The organism is Nocardiopsis sp. Huas11 (genome assembly GCF_003634495.1).
Classification (GTDB): Bacteria; Actinomycetota; Actinomycetes; order Streptosporangiales; family Streptosporangiaceae; genus Nocardiopsis.
Window position 1 is genome coordinate 1,811,636 of record NZ_RBKY01000001.1, and the last position, 16,163, is coordinate 1,827,798.

A 16,163-nucleotide genomic window follows, 5' to 3' on the forward strand; every position below is an offset into this window, starting at 1 on the left:
GATGTCATCAGCGAGTTCCTCCCCACGGAACGCCTTGGACGTGCGATCGACTCTCACCTTGACGGGTGGGAGTGGCTCTGACGTCGCTTTTTCGGCCGGGAGATCCTCTCACTACCCGACGGATCAGATCCGAACGAGACTTCTCGGTGTATTCGACGGATCTTCCACAGCGGGGAGCTCGGCCCCATGAATCGGCGAGACGGCGACATCAGCACCACGACGGGTTTCCTCCCAGCCCGGCGTTCCATCCACCCTCACGATGATCCGCGTGGTCTCGGGTGTGATCCGCTGTCGATCGCGTTCACCTGCTCCGATACACCCAAGCCTGCCCAGGACGATGGACGAACGCCTTGTGACGCGCCAGCGGGCGCGCCGTTCGGACCGTTCCGACTCCGACACGAGAAACCCTTCTCACGCACGTTCACGAACGAGTCGGGCACAGTCTTCCTCAAGGAGTACCGCGGGATCACACCGTCACTCCGCCAAGAGCGCGAGGGCATCGCCATAGCCGTAGCCAGCGGGCTCGAAGTAGGCGTCCCACAAGTACTCGGTGCCGGGGCGACAGAATCCACCGCGTGGACCGTGTTTCGCTACCTGCCGGGAGACCGCGGCACGGTCGAGACACAGGACGGCTTGAGCACCTTCGTGGAGCGGGTCATCGAACTCGGCCACAGGATCCACGTGGCACCACCTGACACACGGCCAGGAGCTGGGTGGAACCGATCGGCCGAAGACACATCCACCCACAGTGACTTCCTCATGGGCCAATTCTCATCCGCTGCTCGTGCACAACCCTGGTGGAACGACCTCGGCGCCGCTGTCGGCAGTCTCGCTCTGGGGCCCACCGTCTACTTACACGGAGACCTCAAGGCAGAGCACTTCATCTCCAGCGGTGACCACGTTTCAGTCGTCGACTGGGAGGCGTGTGCTCGTGGGCCGGCCGCCTGCGACCAAGCGGACGCGCTTTTCCATGTACTCCGCGACCTGCTGTACTGCACCGTCTCCTGGCACATCCAGCATGAGCAGCTCGAACGACTCCAGGTCCCCGGCCCCGTCATGGCCTGGCGCTTGTTCCGCTGGCTGGACCGGCGACCTACCCCAGGGCTAGGAGCAGCGAGCAGGAAAGACCTCCACCAACTGATGGAGGAACCGAAACCCACGGACGTATCCCGCATCGCCGCTCGCGCCATCACCAAGGCGTTCGAGTTGGGGGTCCCCCGATAGGCCCGTTTCGCCGAGCGTCCGCCCAGGACCACGCGGCCACTTTCGACCACAAAGCCAGGAGTACGCATGGAGCATTCTGAACCCAGCACCGAAGCGGGTCGGCTGACCGTCAGGACCGGGGTTCCGTTCGACGACACAGTCAGCATCGTCGAACGCAAAGGACTCGGGCACCCCGACACCATGGCCGACCATCTGGCCGAAGCACTGTCCAGGGCCTACAGCGCCTTCACCCTGGAGCGCTTCGGCGTGATCCTGCACCACAACTTCGACAAGCTGGCCCTCTTGGGCGGAGCGAGCGAGGTCCGCTACGGCGGGGGCCGAATGGTCGCACCGATCCGTGTGCTCGTGAACGGGCGGGCCGCCCATCGCTGTGGAGACGAGATCCTCCCCGTGGGAGAACTGGTCGAATCGACCGTGCACGCGTTCTTCCAGGAGCGACTTCCTGAAGCCGTCGGGCACCTGGACATCGCGCTCAACGTCACCGCCAACCCCAGCCCTGGAGCCGTGATCACCGGCGAAAACATCCCCGAACGCAGTAGGTGGTTCGCGCCTCGGGATACCGGTGACCTGCGTGAACGACGGACCCTATTGGCGAACGACACGTCGTTGGGGACAGGCTGGGCTCCGAGGAGCCCTTTCGAGGGGCTCATTCGCGAACTCGCTGACACGTTCTCCTCCCCCGGACCGTTCACGAACGCGCACCCGTGGTGCGGGAGCGACGTCAAGGTGATGGGCTCCTGGGACGGCGAGCAAGCGGACCTGGTGCTGTGCGTCCCGCAGAAGTCTTCCCACGTGACGAGCCGTACGGCCTACCTTCGCAACGCGGAAACGGTTCGTGCTGAATGCCACCGGATCGCAGGGCTCCGGCTTCCGGGGGCCAGCGTCAACATCCAGCTCAACGCCCGTGACGTGCCCTCCCACGATGAGCTCTACCTGACCTACACCGGCAGTTCCATCGAGTCCGGGGACGAAGGTGTCGTCGGACGGGGCAATCGGGTCAATGGGCTCATCACTCCGTTGCGGCCGATGAACATGGAAGGCGCCAACGGCAAGAACCCCGTCTACCACGTCGGCAAGCTCTACAACCTGGCCGCAGAGCGCCTCGCCCACCGCCTCCACGAGGAGACCGGCGAGTACGCCGAAGTCCATCTGGTGAGCACTACTGGGCAGCCGCTCGACCAGCCCGGACGAATCCTCGTCCGACTCGCCGCAGAGGATGCTCAGCCGGACAAGATCCAGGCGCTCGTTGCGGAGGCATTGGCATCCTTCCCTGACCTGACGAACGAGATTGTCCGGGAGGGCGTATGCCTGAGCTGACTGGGTCCAGACTTTCCAGCCCGCCACCGGGGTGCCGTGATCGGCTCCTCACGCACTACGGTCCCGACGTCACGGACTGGCTGTCAACGGTCCCGGAGACGCTGACCGACATGGGACTGCAATGGGGGCTCACCCCAGTGGAGTACCACGACGCCGGGCACGCTTCCATCCTCGCGCTCGCCCTCTCTCCAGCGGGGGAACTCGTCCTACTCAAGGCATGGCCGGATCGTGGTCGTTGTGACCGGGAGATCACGGCTTTGCGGCTCTGGTCGGCTGTTCCGGCAACCCGTGTTCTGGAATTCGACAGGGAGCGATCGGTCGCGGCCCTGTCGCTGATCGGAGGACGGCCGGGAGGTGGCCAGCGCTCAGGCGATGACGAAGGAAGAATCGCTGAAGTCATCCAGGCCGCACACGATCAGGGTCGTGCCATGGAGGAACACCGTGAGTTCCCAGAGCTGTCCTCCTACCTCGACGAGGTGGTGCGGCCCCGAGTGGTCCAACGTCTGGACGCCCTGAATCCGGAGACGCCTCGTCCACTGCTCCAGGCTGGGCTGCGAGAACTGGAATCTCTCAAGCAGACGCGTCACCACCGGACAGTCCTTCACGGAGACCTGTACCAGGAGAACACCGCCTGCGACGAACAGGGGCGCCCCCATCTCCTCGACCCCCTTCCGATGTACGGGGACGCGGTCTTCGACTGGGCCTTCTGGATCGTGTACTACCGGCTCGGACAAGGAACCGACGAACGCCTCGCTCTGGCGGCTCAGACATCGGGGATCGGGGAGGGACGGCTGCGCTCATGGTGCCTGGCGACGTGCTTGGACGGGCTTCTCTACTACTTGGAGGTCGGTGACACCCGCGCTCCGATGATGGCCCGGGTCATGCGAATTCTGTTGCGACGAGCGGAGGTGGCCTGGTGACCACCTACTTCGTCCGGCACGGGCGTACCTCCTACAGCGCGCGCTACCTCGTCAACGGCAATCCGGATGTCCCGGTGGTCCTGGACGAGGAAGGCGTCCGGCAAGCACGAGCGATCAGCCCTCGCGTTCGTGGGATGGCCGTTCGCTCCTGCTGGACGAGTTCGTTCCCCAGGACGCGGCAAACGGCCCGCTTGGTGCTGGACGGGATCGACTGCCCTCAATCGGTTGACTCCCGTTTGAACGAGCCCGATTACGGGGTGTTCGAGGGGCGTCCCTTCCTGGAGTACGCCGCCTGGTTGAGGAGGCACGGACCCAGCGCGCGGCCCCCGGGCTCCCGGGAGTCCCAGCGCGAAGCCCTGCTGCGGATGCTCAGTGGATGCGCGTTCTTGCCCACCACCGAAGCGCCCCGACTCGTGGTCGCGCACGGACTCCTCCTCTCGGTGCTGAACTGGTTCCAGTCGCGAGGTCCTCAGGCCAGCATCCCGACCTTCTTCCCCGAGGCCTCCTACCTGGAACCCCTCGCTGTTACTGACCGACGCCTCCACGAATGGGTGGCCCACCTGAGCGATGAGCTCCATGAGGAGCTTGATCCCAGCACGGTCGGGGGCGGCTCGGGGATATCGTCAAAGGACGATCGCACTGTCCTCTGCCTGCCCGGGCCAGTGCCCACATCCCTGGAGGAGACCGAATCCGATGCATGACGCCCGCGTACTGATCGACCTTGGTCCCGAAGCCGTTCGCAAGCTCGCCCGCCGCGGCTACTCCCTGGACCTGTCCTCTCTGGAGTCTCTCCAGTCGCGACGTCTGCAGAGCATCCGATCCGCCGAGGAGATGCGAGCAGACGCCAAGCGCGTCGCCAAGGACGTGCAGCGGACCGCCAAGGAGGGCGGTGACATCTCCGATCTCAAGGAGCACGCTCGCAAGCTGAAGGAGCAGATCCGCGAGATTGAGGTAGAGCAGGAGAAGGTCCAGGAGGAACTGGACCAGTTCCTCCTCGGGATCCCGAACCTTCCCCTCGACGAGACGCCCGACGGAAACTCCGAAGAGTTCGCCACCGAGGTGCGCAAGATCGGCACCCCACAGGCGTTCTCCTTCGAGCCCAAGGACCACGTCGATCTCGGCGAAACCATGGGCATTTTCGACTTCGCGCGCGCCACCAAACTCTCGGGCCCCCGCTTCACCGTCACGCGAGGTGTGGGAGCCGAACTCGAACGAGCCCTGGCCTCCCTGTTCCTGACCATCCACACCCGGCGCCACGGCTACGTCGAGCACGGAGTGCCGTTCCTGGTCACCCCGGCCACCATGACCGGCACCGGGCAGCTGCCCAAGTTCGAGGAAGACCTGTTCAAGACCGGGGTGGCGGACCGGTCCCTGTACCTCATCCCCACCGCCGAGGTGCCCCTGACCAACCTGTACGCCGACGAGATCATCCCGGCCAAAGAACTCCCGCTCGCGCTAACAGCGCACACCCCCTGTTTCCGCTCCGAGGCCGGCTCCTACGGCCGCGACACCCGGGGCGTCCTGCGTCAGCACCAGTTCTCCAAAGTCGAGATGGTGCGCCTGTGCGCGGCCGAGGACTCGCAGAAGGAACTGGAGTCCATGGTCGGGCACGCCGAAGCCTGCCTGAAGGAACTCGGCCTGGCCTACCGCGTCATCCTGCTGCCCGCCGGCGACATGGGCTTCTCCGCCCAGATGACCTACGACATCGAGGTGTGGCTGCCCAGCCAGAACACCTACCGCGAGATCTCGTCGGTCTCGGACTGCGGAACCTTCCAGGCTCGGCGGGCCAACATCCGCACCCGCGGCGCCGACGGCAAGACCACTCCCGTGGCCACCCTCAACGGCTCCGGGCTGCCCATCGGCCGCACCCTGGCCGCCCTGCTGGAGCAGAACCAGCAGGAAGACGGCTCCATCGTGCTTCCCGAAGCACTGACCCCCTATCTCGGATACCGCTGCATCGCGGCGGACGGAACCCCCCAGGAGTAACGATTGCTCGTCGGCGTCTGCGACTTTCCCGGAACCTACGCTTTCCCACCCCACGGATACGGCGGAATCGAGCGGTGGCTGTGGGCCACTGCTCTCGGAGCCCGGGCTGCGGGCGCCGACGTCCACCTCCTTGGTCCGGACTGGCGCGATGATCTCGGCCCGGAGTGGAAGCGCCACCCGATCCGGTTGGAGGACGTCGGGGCCGGATCAACAGAACTCAAGGCGCTACGGGAGTCCCGTTACGACCTGCTCGTCGTGGGCCACGAGTACCCGTCACTTTCGACATGGCGCGAGACCGCCGACACCCTCAGCTGCGGCGTCGCCACCTTCCAGCACTCTCCCGACTTCCACCACGGTGAAAACGCCTTCGACGGAATCGGCCGCAGGCTCTACTGCTACTCGCGGCAGATGGCCGATCGCTACCGCGAACACGAACCGATCCAGGAACTGGCCGTACACGCCGGGCTGGATGAGCGAGAACCGGCCTCCGCGCACGGTGAGGGGCTGGTGTGGGTGGGCCGCGTGGATGAGGACAAGAGCCCCCATCTGGCGATCAGAGCGGCCCAAATCCTGGGCAGACGTATCCGCGTGGTGGGACCGGTCTTTGACAGCGAGTTCGTCCACCGGCACCAGCGCTTGTTCTCCGCCGACCATGTGGAGTGGGTGGGGGAACTCGGCGGGTCGGCCAAGACCGGCGCTTTTCGCCACGCCGAAGTCTTCGTTTACACCTACTCCCGTGACTACGTGGAGGCCGGAGCGGCGGTCTTCGGGGAGGCCCTTCGCGCGGGAACGCCCATCGCGGCGCTCGCCTGGAGCAAGGGCACCTGTGTGGAGGCTGCGCTGTGTGAGCAGACCGGTAGCCAGGTGGTGTTGAATCCGGCCGTGGATGATGAGACCGCTGCCCAGTCCCTGGCCCAGGCGATCGAGGAAGCGTCCGAGCTTCCGCATCGACGTGTCCAAGAGGTCGGACTCGACCGCTTCGACGTCAAACGACACTTCGAAGCGCTCGCGAGGACGCCGTGACGGAGGGACCCGACCCCCAACTCATCCCCCACCACCTCGGCCGCGTCCTGGGTCCCAACTGGGAAATCGAGACCAACGGAACCCGACTTCGGATCCGGCACGCTCATCGAGGATCCGCCTACAGACCCGCGCGCTGTCCCCTGCCCTGGGGCGCGTTCCTGGCACTGATCGAGGACGCCTACGCGGCCCAAGGCGTCAGGCGTGCCCGGGGCCTGCCACTGCGGTGGGGCCAGGACACCGACCTGGTCGTCTCCGCTGTGCAGGCCCTCGACCCCCTACTCAAACAGGGACGCGACCTCACCCACCGCCAAGGGTTCCTCCCCCAACCCGTCGTGCGCTTCACCGGCCGAAGGGACACACACGGACGGCTCCTCGACGGCTTCCTGACCTCCTTCGTCAACCTCTCCCACGTGCGCCCGATCAGCGGAGTCGAAGAGTACGCCGAGGCCTTTGATGCCTGGTTATCCGTACTCTCACGCGTGGGCTTGCACGCTCGCCATGTCACGTTGAGCGGGGATCTGAGGGTGTGGCGCCGCCGCGAAGTCGAGGGGGTCACGCTCCGCTTCCACCACGCGGGCATCGGGCTAGGAGACATCGTCCTGCTGTGGAACGGCAACGACCCCCGGCGCCTGGCCGTTGACCTCGGGTCCGGGCTGGAGAGACTGGCGTGGGCACGGACACGTCGACCCTGGCCGGAACTGATCCACGACAGGTTCACCGACCACGCGGACACGGACATGCTGGACGCCGTGCGTACCTCCACGCTGATCCTCGGCCATGGGATCGCCCCGGCATCACGAGGTGCTGGGGCAGCGGTACGACGCCTCACTCGCTCCATCCCGCCCGGTACGGCGCCGTTCGGACTCAGCTCACTTTGCCGCGCCTATCACCGGTACTGGGAGATCTTCGCGCCAATGAGGGTTGGTTGGCCACAGGTGACCACGCTGCTTGAACACGAGATGTCACGGGGACACGTTGCCCTACCTCGGCCGAGAATTGAGGATTGTCGAGAAGTGGACGCCAGACGCCGGGATGCGGCGCCATCTTCAATGCGAGGCTGAACTGACTTGCGCCGACGGATTCATCGTCACCATCAACATCCCCGAAGGCTCGGGGACGAAGTACTCGGTTACTGGTCGGGGTTCCTGTGGGACGGACTACCCCCGCTATCGGTGGAACGAGGCCAGCGAAGGCCCGTGGTCGAAGTTCGCGACTGGACTACGCCCGCAGGCATGGCGACGAGTGCTCCGCCGCCAAGGAGCAGGCGGGGATCGCCGAGTTGCCCCGCAGGTGCGGAGACGAGGGACACCAGGTGGACGAAGTGGGTCTCGACCACGGACTACCCCCGCAGGTGCGGGGACGGGAGCGGGCCGACGTAGGCCCATCCGCCGCACGCCGGGCTACCTTCGCGGGTGCGGGGACGAGGCGCGACTGCGGGTCAGCCAGCGCCACCCGGCCGGACTACCCCCGCAGACGCGGGGACGAGGCGCGGGACTCCCACACGGTGCGGTGTTCGGCCGGACCATCCCGCGGGTGCGGGGACGAGTCATTGATCCGGTCCCGTTCCCACGTGGAACGCGGACTACCCCCGCGGGTACGGGGACGAGTCCCATGCGGCCTGCTCGTCCACGGTCACTCCCGGGCTACCCTCGCGGGTGCGCGGACGAGCGTCCGGTGGTTCCTGGGCCTGCTCATGTGGGGCACTACTCCCGCGGATGCGAGGTCGAGCCGGTCTCCTCGGCGACGGTCGCGATGAGTACCGGACTATACCCGAGTGCGGGAACGAGGAGCAGCGAGCCCAGCCCGCGAGTGTGGGCACGGGACTATCCCCGCGGGTGCGGGGACGAGGCGGCCACCGTCGCGACCATGGACAGGTCCGGGGGACTATCCCCGCGGGCACGTGCGGGGACTAGATCCTGTGCTCCTCACCCGATTCGATGCCGTACGGAATTTCCTCGCGGGCGCGGTGACGTCGTAGGTCCCCCGTTCGATGGGACTACCCCCGCAGGCGCGGGCACAAGGTCGGGCTGCGCAACGGCATGCGACTACCCCCGCGGGTGCGGGGACGAGTGCCCGACACCTACCGCCCCGATCTTCCGGCAAAGAACTGGCATCCGCTCTATCTGCCCCGTCCTCTGCGGAGGGCGAGGCAATTCGTGTTTCAGCGCCAAGGAGTGTGCGTCGAAGTCGGTGCTTCGATGTCGGGCTCATCATGCCCCAGGTCATCATCCGACAGGCGCCCTGATCCAAGCTCCTTCCGAAGGAGATGCTGGAGCTCCAGGCGCTCAGCGCCGAAGTTCACCATCGCTGAGACCCAAACCTCACGCTCGACATCAGGAAGAGTGACGAGGGTCAGACTGCTCATTGCACCCATGACGACTTGGACCTGGAAGGCGACACGTCGTCCACCAAGCAGGGAGAGTTCCGTGGCTGCCTCGATGGTCTCCTTGTAGTACGGAGTCTGGAACGCCGGGGTCAGAGCCTCATTTTGGTCTCGGCTCTTGAAGGCATGGTGGAGCGCGTCCGCGTACATGGCCCCGTGGGTGAGGAACTGGCCCCCGAGTCGGGCGAGGTGTTCCTTGTGCTTCTGGCGTCCCGCGACGAACTGGACCCCGAACGCGGCGGTGAAGGCCAGGAGAGCGCCGCCGATACCCGCGCTCGCTCCGATGATCGCTACGTTCAAGCTGTGGCCTTCCGTGGGGCGATGAGGACATCCATAATGTCACCGAGCCTGTACCGGGCCGGGCGACCACTGACCACCGGGACGATACGCCCCAACACAGCCATCTTCCTGACGGATCGTTCGGCGACCTGACGCCTGAAGAACCGGCTGGCCGTGGCGGCGGACCGCCGCGCAGGCGCGGGGACGAGTTAGTCGCGGAGTCCTGGGACTTCGGGTAGCCCGGCCTACCCCCGCAGGCACGGGGGACGAGCCGCACGTGGCGCAATCGGTGCGTCCGTCGGGGTACTAACGCCGTAGGCGCGGGGACAAGGTCCAGGAACTCCACGCCGTCACACTCGTGGATCGGACTACCCCGCAGGCACGGGGACGAGGCCCGTGTGCGCACGATACGCACCGCCGAGGCTGGACTACCCCCGCAGGCGCGGGGACGAGGAGACGACGCTCCCCCCGGACTCCATCCACCGCGGGCTACCCCCGCAGGCGCGGGGACGAGTGGGTCTTGGTCAGCTTCGCTGCTTCGCGGGCCGGGCTACCCCCGCAGGCGCGGGGACGAGTGGCCGCCCGCCGGCCGCGCCCGCCGCCTGAGCGGGCTACCCCCGCAGGCGCGGGGACGAGGCAGTATGGCCTGTTTGTCAAGTCCGCGCAAGCGGGCTACCCCCGCAGGCGCGGGGACGAGGTTTTTTGACCTGCACGTTTATCGGCGCGGTCGGGCCATGAGCATCACTCCGTCAAAGTCCACCGGTTTCCAGCGATCCCTCCCTGCTGTCCGGACAGCCCACCCCTGTTCGTTCTTGGCGGGCTCGGCCATGACGGCCTGGCCGTCCCCGATACGTTCGGCGAGGACTTCCCAGAATCGGTCCCTGACGCGCTTTCCGGGGGTACCGATGAAGATGCCGGGGGCGGTCTCGACCATCCACCGTGTCAGGTGGCCCCGAAGCCCCTCCGGAGCGGCGATGAGCACCACGACCGTCATTGCGGGTTCCCCCCAGCCGTGCCCTCTGTGGGAGCCTGCGGAGTTTCGGGGCCGATGACGGCGATGAAGCCGCCCTCGTCGAAGATCTCCTCACCCCAGTTGACGCCGCCCTCGACCACACCTTGCTTCTCGTCCCACAGCCCGCTCAGGTCGCGGTCGATCAGTTCCTCGTCCTCGGGCAGCAGGAGCCATTTGATGTCACGGACGATCTGTGGCATGAGCTTGCCCTCTGCGACCCGGTCCCTCAGGGCCAGGCGTGCGTCGCGTTCGCTGACGCGTCCCTCCTTGGCCAGGTCGAAGGCCAGACCGATGGTGTAGTCGGCCTTGTACAAGTCAGCGATATCGAGCACAAAGGACACCGACGACCCCGTGTGCACGAACCCCAGTGCGGGGCTCGCGCCGATGCCCGTGATCACGCTGTGGCAGATGCCGTACAGGGCGGAGTTGGCCGCGGAGAGCACCCGGTTGACGTCGTCCCCCGCCGCGTGGGGTTGGCCGGGCTTGTACTCGCGGCGCTCCCAGGTCACTCCGGTGCGTTGGGAGTGCTCGCGGTAGAGCTTCCGGACCCGCGCGCCCTCCCTGCCGCGCAGCTGTTGCATGGTCAGGGTGCTCGTGTCCTCGCCGGGGAACCGCTTCCCGTACATGCGCCGGGCCACGCTGAGCCGTTCCTTTGGTCGGGTGACCAGCCACGATTGGCGAAGGATGAGCTGCGAGCCGCGGCTGGGGCCCATCCCGGCGGCGTACATGCGCACCCCGCGTTCGCCCACCCAGCAGATCGCAGTGCCTGAGTCGGCTACGAGCGCGACGGCGGCGTTGGTGATGCGAGTACCCGGGCCGACCAGGAGAACGGCGATGAAGGCCGCAGGGATGCGGACGGTGCGTTCCTTGTTGACTAAGACGACCGCGTTCTCGTCCCGGTCGATGTGGCACCGCTCGACGTAGACGCTGGAGATGCGGTCCTCGAGCTGGTACAAGTCCTGCGGGTTGGCCTTCCACCAGGGTTCAGCCACGGTTCCCACTTTCGTTGAGGGGAGCGAGGGTCAGCAGTCCGCACCCGTAGCGTTTGGCCGGCCCCAGACCGGTAAGCAGTGCGGCCCGCAGGAGTTCGGGGTCGGTGACGCGCAGCCTTCCCTCGAACGTGGCGGTCATGAGTGTGATCGGTGGTGTCCTCCCTTTGTCGTTGTGCTTCTTGTTGAAGCGCAACTGCCTGCTGGACGCCAGGCGCAGGTCCGGGGCAGCAGTGCCCTGCTCGGGCATGCCAGGAGCGCCGGCCTCTGCGGTGCGTGCGGGCGGGATCTCGAACCCGGCCTTGGAGACCCTGCGCAGCAGCCACTGCGTCTGGTGGTGGGCGGTGCGGTGCCCGACCCGGAATCCGCGCCGCAGAGGGGCATCTCCTCCACCTTCGGGAGCGTTCTCCAACGCCTTGCGCTGATGCTCGGTGAGTTTCTCGGGGGCGGCTGTGGACTGCACCGGGTTGGCGGTCACTCGGAAGGCGAACTCGCGGCCGATGGCAAGTCGGGCCAGCAGCGGCTCGTAGTCACGCACGAGTGCGTGTTCCCCATCGGCGCCGGGCCACCCGGCACGCTCGACGATGTGGTCCCAGCTGGGTTTGGTGTGCGTGAGAACGAGCAGATGCGGTTGGTGCGGGTCGAAGGTGTCCAGACGCCACAGCACCGGCTCGTCCGAGGTGCGCGCGGGAACCCCGCCCAGGACCTCCACTTTCATCCGATGGGGGTTCCGCAGCAGGGGCTGGGCGCCGCTGCGAAGGGGGTTGATGCGTATACGCGACAGGTAGGGCACGGTCTCACCAGCCGAGGATTTCGAAGGGGTCGTGGGCATCGTCTTCACGGTGGCGACTGGAGTGCACTGAGGGCGGCAGTCCGGTGGGAACCGAGACCGTGATGTGGCGCACCCGGCGCTGGCCTCTGGTGCGCATGCCCAAGGTGAAGGATGCCGGGACGTCCTCTTCGGTGTACTCGCCATTGCTGTCCTCGATCGTGGCCTGCAGGCGCACGGTCTCGGGGTTCTTGGTCTTCTTCTGGGCTTGGTGCGCTTTGTGGCCTGCCTGCCACGGGGTGCTGCGGAGCACTGATTCGACGTCCTGCCCGTGTTCGCCCAGGTCGGGCGACGGTAGCAGGACCGGTTGTGTGGGCGGGCACGATCGCCGGCCCAGCGCGAGGGGGAAGGCCGGGTTGCGTACCGCGTCGGCCAAGCCGTCGATGAGCGCTCCCGGTCCGGCCAGCGCGACGACGAACACGGCGTCCTGGAGGTAGAAGCGCTGTGTCACGTAGGTGGACTTCACCGGGGAGGTGAGCTTCTGCTCGCCCTTGGCGTTGACCTGTGTTGACCGGAGCGGTAGCCCGCGGTGGTCACTGGTGGTGTGGTAGTCGCGGAGCAGTTCGCCTGCCTGGTCCACCCGCATCGCCATGCTGAGGCCGACGAGGTCGGTAATGTCCTCACCACGCGCGCGGCCCTGGGCCGCGGCGAGCAGGCCCAGGACACCGGACTTGGTCGGTCGGCTCTGGGTGTCGCGGCGTCCGTGCTCGGGGCGCGTGGCCCAGGCCTGCAACGGCCCCGCCAATCGGAGCAACAGGACGGCTCGGTCGCTGCTCACTTCCCACTCCCGTCCCGGAGCCAGTTCTCCACCACGCCGTGCACCCGGTCCAGCAGCGCGGGGAAGGCGAGGCTGGAGCTGAAGGCTTCCTTGACCTTGTCCGCACCTTCGCCGAGCGGAGCGTAAGTGGCCAGGGTCAGGTGCGGCGCCATGCCCCAGGTCGCCGACATCTGCTGAGCTTCCTCTGCGAGCTTGACCATGGACTGTTCGGCGATGCCCGACATCTGGCCCAGGACGGGCCTTTCGAAGGCCGAGACAAGGTTGACCGGCTGGTCGGTGCGCACACAGGCCAGGACCAGGTGGGGCACGGTGCGGTGCGCGAAACTGTTCTGGTGCCCGGTGGGCATGGACAGGGCGAAGGACTCCACGAATCGGCGGACGGTCTGAGCGGTCTCGGCGTCATCGCTGAGGTTCTCGCGCAGCTGGTGAACGCCCACGGTGGCATAGCGGTAGAGCGTGGCCGCATTGAACTCCACGCGGCCGATCATGCTGGCGCCGGTCTCTTCGTCGGGGTTCTCATCGTCGACGGCGGTGTAGTAGTCGAATTCAGTGGTGACCGCATGCGTGGACAGGGCGTGGGCGACCTGGACCGCGGCGTCGACGTTCAGACGGGGCAGGTCGGCGACCATCCGGCCGAACAGGGCGACCTCGGCCGGGTGGCCGGTGCGCAGGACTTCCCGCACGTCCAGGTCCTTCAAGGCTTCCTGCAGGGCCTTGTCGTCCAAGTCCGCGAGCTGCGCCGCGCGGTCACCGATCAGGTCGACGATGGAGTCCAGCTGGGGGCGGCCGAAGAAGAGCAGGTAGGCGGACTGCTCCTCCTTCTTCGTGGACTTGGTGATGCCCAGTGGTTCGAGCAGGGCGGCGGCCAAGCGCTGGCCGGCTTCGGTGGTGAGCCCCGTGCGGGCTTCGATCCGTGCGGTCAGCAGGGACAGGATCTTCTTGGTACGGGTCGCGCGGTCCTCCTGGGGCACAGCCTCGGCGAATTCAACACGGGCGGCGCGCTTCCAGGCTTGGGAGGACACGCGTGCACGGCGCACACCGCCGTAGGTGGCGTGCTTGGGGGTGCCAGCGTCGTCTCGGTTGAGGTTGGACGGGGGCACGGTCTGCAGGATGCTCAGGTCGAGGTAGAGGCGCTTGGTCATGAGGGGCTCCTTGCGTGGATGTCCGGATGGGTCAGGCGTTGTCGCGAGCAGGGGTCGAGGCAGAGGCGTTGCGTTTGTGCCAGTCCGTGTACTGGCCGCCCCAGCGTCGGCGGATGGAGGGACGGCGCTGGGCGTCGTCCCAGTAGCGCAGGTCGCGGAAGAGCTGGGTGTAGTCGAGGGGCTGTGCCTGTTCGCGTAGCAGCGTGACCAGGCCCCGCAGGTGACCGAACAGCTCGATGCTGTCGGTGGAGGTCGCGATCATGTTCATGCGTCCATCGATCGCGTCCTGGTTGGCGCTGGCGAGCAGGTACAGGTTCAGGGCGGCTTCGCCCAGCCCTACTCCGGGCCGGTGCATGGGGGTGCGCTGGGACTGCTGGTGCACACCGAACAGGCTCAGGGCGGCGTGTTCGGCCTTGAGGGCGGCCGTGCGCCGGCCCTCCTTGTCCAGGGTGGTGTAGTAGGTCCACATTTCAGGGACGTCGCCGGCTTCGCGGCCGAGACCGCGTCGCAGGTCGGCAAGGACGCGGCCCGCCTGGGAGTCGGTGAGTGAGAACCGTTCCCACTGGTGGCGTGATGGCTGTTCGGTCTGGGACATGTCAGTTTCCTTCGGGGCTCAGCGCCTGGCGGTGCTCGGCTTGCCGGGTCAGCTTCTTGCGCACAGTCGCGCGGAAGTACCGCTGCGCACTGCTTTCGGAGTACAGGCGCTTGTCGATCTCGCGTCCTGCGAAGACATGGGCGGGGGCGGCGTCGAGGAGGCGTTCGGCGTGCTGCTCGCTGATCTGCCAGGCCCGTTGTTCCCAGGCATGCATGACCCGGTCCAGGTGCTCGTCGTCATCGGCGTGGTGCTGGGTCAGGGCCAGGACCCGCCGCGCCAGTGGATCCAGAGCGTGCAGCAGCCCCGCTCCGGGGTGGTGGCCTCTGTCCCAGGGGATGGGGTCTCCGCCGCCGGCTCTGCGCAGGTCGACGTCCATGCGGTCCAAGGCCCGGGCGAGTGTGTCGGCCTGATCGACTAGCTCGGTGACCAGGTCCCTGGTGCGGTCATCGGCCGACAGGGCGGTGATCGGGAGGGGGATCTCGTCGGCGATGACGTCTTCGACGACCGCGGACTGGTTTCCGTAGACCACGCCCACGGCGGTGATCCGCAACGGGTAGGTGTTGGGTAGCGCGTCGTCGACTTGGAGGTCGAAGATCCGGCGGAGCAGGTCGCTGGTCACTTCCCGGTCCCCGTCACCGCCTTCGGGGAGGTTGACGGCCAGCAAGGATTCCAGTCCCTGCCAGATGGCCCTGCCGGGGCGGTGGCGCCGGGGGCGCCACTGTGACTGGTTCTTGCGGGGCTTGGCGACCCAGGTCCATGCGGTGTGCGGTTCGGTTTCCGGGATGCGGCTGAGACGGTCTCCTGCGCACACAACGACCCTGGTCACCCGCACCCCGTCAGGGGTCTGCTGGGGAACGAGCCGGATCCGGCGGGACTGCCAGGTGAGCAGGTCCATCAGGCCCAGTTCCGGGCGGATGGACCACTCGGGTGATCCGGGCGAGGCGATGCCTGTGGCCTGGTCCTGTGGGCGAAGGTCGCGGGCCCGCCATTGCGGCCGGTCGCCGCTGCGCCGGACGGGGGTGCGGGGCGGCAGGTTGAGCATGAGGGTCTCGAACAGCGTGGCCCCGGTGGGGATGACGATGCCCAACTGCCCCAGGGGCCCGGTGGGGTTGCCTGTGGTCTTGCCGTTCTTGGCCTGGGAGTCCCCTGCCGCGCCGGTCTTGATGGCCGCGGTGTCCCAGCAGTGGGTGTTCAGCAGCCACCACGCGGCTTCGGCCGGCCGTAGGGGCAGGGTGTCGGCCTCGGTCAGCGTCGAGAAGAGCGGGACGTTGTTTCCCGTGGCGATCGAGGGGATCAGAAGTGCGCTGCCCTTGGTCTCCTTGGTCGGGCTTTCCAGACCTGCGACCTGAGCGAAAGGGTGGCTCTCGGAGAACAGGTCGAAGAAATCGCGGTGTTCTTCGAGGTAGTCAGCGATGGCCTGTCGCTGCGAGGAGTCGAAACTGCCCTGTGAGAACCACTGGCCCCATTGTTGGGTCGTGCGGGGAGAGCCGATGGAGTCCAGGAGAACGGGCACCAGGACCTGGCGCAGCACCGCAGGGAAGAGCGTGGGGCGAGGGAAGGCGGGCCCTGAGTAGCAATGCGATTCCACAAGTGCTTCTTGGAGGGAGTGCTCCTGAATCTCGCCCTGGGGTGAACTCAATGGAATCCATGGATCATCGACAAGATTGCACACGAAATAGACCACCT

14 protein-coding genes and 1 CRISPR repeat array are annotated in these 16,163 nt (G+C 66.9%); of the genes, 6 read left to right on the forward strand and 8 right to left on the reverse strand.

The window, feature by feature from the left end:
• The first annotated feature begins 186 nt into the window (after window positions 1-186).
• From DFP74_RS08040 to DFP74_RS08065, 6 genes are all read left to right on the forward strand, one after another.
• Window positions 187-1,224 (forward strand): aminoglycoside phosphotransferase family protein, encoded by a 1,038-nt coding sequence (locus DFP74_RS08040; protein ID WP_121181117.1) that lies wholly within the window; start codon window positions 187-189, stop codon window positions 1,222-1,224.
• A gap of 66 nt (window positions 1,225-1,290) precedes the next feature.
• Window positions 1,291-2,541: a methionine adenosyltransferase gene (locus tag DFP74_RS08045; protein WP_121181118.1), complete on the forward strand. Its 1,251-nt coding sequence runs from the start codon at window positions 1,291-1,293 to the stop codon at window positions 2,539-2,541.
• Between the two features lie 110 nt (window positions 2,542-2,651).
• Window positions 2,652-3,461, forward strand: a complete 810-nt coding sequence (locus DFP74_RS08050) for a fructosamine kinase family protein (RefSeq protein ID WP_158612982.1) — start codon at window positions 2,652-2,654, stop codon at window positions 3,459-3,461.
• The gene (locus DFP74_RS08055; protein ID WP_158612983.1) at window positions 3,458-4,162 is read left to right on the forward strand and encodes a histidine phosphatase family protein; all 705 of its coding nucleotides are present in this window, start codon (window positions 3,458-3,460) and stop codon (window positions 4,160-4,162) included. Before DFP74_RS08050 ends, DFP74_RS08055 begins: the two co-directional genes overlap by 4 nt.
• Window positions 4,155-5,447 (forward strand): serine--tRNA ligase, encoded by a 1,293-nt coding sequence (serS, locus tag DFP74_RS08060; protein WP_121181121.1) that lies wholly within the window; start codon window positions 4,155-4,157, stop codon window positions 5,445-5,447. Before DFP74_RS08055 ends, serS begins: the two co-directional genes overlap by 8 nt.
• A 3-nt stretch (window positions 5,448-5,450) precedes the next feature.
• A complete protein-coding gene (locus tag DFP74_RS08065) occupies window positions 5,451-6,470 on the forward strand; it encodes a glycosyltransferase (protein WP_121181122.1) in 1,020 nt (339 codons plus the stop codon).
• Between the two features lie 2,161 nt (window positions 6,471-8,631).
• Here DFP74_RS08065 and DFP74_RS08075 read toward each other — a convergent pair.
• The 8 genes from DFP74_RS08075 to casA form a co-directional block, all read right to left on the reverse strand.
• Window positions 8,632-9,153 carry a hypothetical protein gene (locus DFP74_RS08075; protein WP_121181123.1) on the reverse strand — a complete coding sequence of 174 codons (522 nt, stop codon included), beginning with the start codon at window positions 9,151-9,153 and terminating at the stop codon, window positions 8,632-8,634.
• Window positions 9,154-9,435: 282 nt separating this feature from the next.
• Window positions 9,436-9,829: direct repeats of the CRISPR family, unit length 28 nt; unit sequence GGGCTACCCCCGCAGGCGCGGGGACGAG.
• Window positions 9,830-9,847: 18 nt separating this feature from the next.
• Window positions 9,848-10,126, reverse strand: a complete 279-nt coding sequence (gene cas2e / locus DFP74_RS08080) for a type I-E CRISPR-associated endoribonuclease Cas2e (RefSeq protein ID WP_121181124.1) — start codon at window positions 10,124-10,126, stop codon at window positions 9,848-9,850.
• Window positions 10,123-11,136, reverse strand: a complete 1,014-nt coding sequence (gene cas1e / locus DFP74_RS08085) for a type I-E CRISPR-associated endonuclease Cas1e (RefSeq protein ID WP_121181125.1) — start codon at window positions 11,134-11,136, stop codon at window positions 10,123-10,125. The genes cas2e and cas1e overlap by 4 nt, the downstream gene beginning before the upstream one ends.
• The gene (gene cas6e / locus DFP74_RS08090; protein ID WP_121181126.1) at window positions 11,129-11,965 is read right to left on the reverse strand and encodes a type I-E CRISPR-associated protein Cas6/Cse3/CasE; all 837 of its coding nucleotides are present in this window, start codon (window positions 11,963-11,965) and stop codon (window positions 11,129-11,131) included. The genes cas1e and cas6e overlap by 8 nt, the downstream gene beginning before the upstream one ends.
• Complete coding sequence (gene cas5e, locus DFP74_RS08095) at window positions 11,931-12,740, reverse strand: type I-E CRISPR-associated protein Cas5/CasD (RefSeq protein ID WP_121181127.1); 810 nt, start codon at window positions 12,738-12,740, stop codon at window positions 11,931-11,933. Before cas5e ends, cas6e begins: the two co-directional genes overlap by 35 nt.
• Window positions 12,737-13,882 carry a type I-E CRISPR-associated protein Cas7/Cse4/CasC gene (gene cas7e, locus DFP74_RS08100; RefSeq protein ID WP_121181128.1) on the reverse strand — a complete coding sequence of 382 codons (1,146 nt, stop codon included), beginning with the start codon at window positions 13,880-13,882 and terminating at the stop codon, window positions 12,737-12,739. The genes cas5e and cas7e overlap by 4 nt, the downstream gene beginning before the upstream one ends.
• Window positions 13,883-13,913: 31 nt before the next feature.
• Window positions 13,914-14,477, reverse strand: coding sequence for a type I-E CRISPR-associated protein Cse2/CasB (gene casB, locus DFP74_RS08105; RefSeq protein ID WP_199725546.1), 564 nt, complete (start codon window positions 14,475-14,477; stop codon window positions 13,914-13,916).
• A gap of 1 nt (window position 14,478) precedes the next feature.
• Complete coding sequence (gene casA / locus DFP74_RS08110; protein WP_121181129.1) at window positions 14,479-16,161, reverse strand: type I-E CRISPR-associated protein Cse1/CasA; 1,683 nt, start codon at window positions 16,159-16,161, stop codon at window positions 14,479-14,481.
• Window positions 16,162-16,163 lie beyond the last annotated feature (2 nt).

What these genes read in the sequence shown, in the direction of transcription:
- DFP74_RS08040 (WP_121181117.1), top strand. Translation starts at nt 187, where the DNA reads ATGAATCGGCGAGACGGCGACATCAGCACCACGACGGGTTTCCTCCCA.
- DFP74_RS08045 (WP_121181118.1), top strand. Translation starts at nt 1,291, where the DNA reads ATGGAGCATTCTGAACCCAGCACCGAAGCGGGTCGGCTGACCGTCAGG.
- DFP74_RS08050 (WP_158612982.1), top strand. Translation starts at nt 2,652, where the DNA reads ATGGGACTGCAATGGGGGCTCACCCCAGTGGAGTACCACGACGCCGGG.
- serS (WP_121181121.1), top strand. Translation starts at nt 4,155, where the DNA reads ATGCATGACGCCCGCGTACTGATCGACCTTGGTCCCGAAGCCGTTCGC.
- cas2e (WP_121181124.1), bottom strand. Translation starts at nt 10,126, where the DNA reads ATGACGGTCGTGGTGCTCATCGCCGCTCCGGAGGGGCTTCGGGGCCAC.
- cas6e (WP_121181126.1), bottom strand. Translation starts at nt 11,965, where the DNA reads ATGCCCACGACCCCTTCGAAATCCTCGGCTGGTGAGACCGTGCCCTAC.
- cas7e (WP_121181128.1), bottom strand. Translation starts at nt 13,882, where the DNA reads ATGACCAAGCGCCTCTACCTCGACCTGAGCATCCTGCAGACCGTGCCC.
- casB (WP_199725546.1), bottom strand. Translation starts at nt 14,477, where the DNA reads ATGTCCCAGACCGAACAGCCATCACGCCACCAGTGGGAACGGTTCTCA.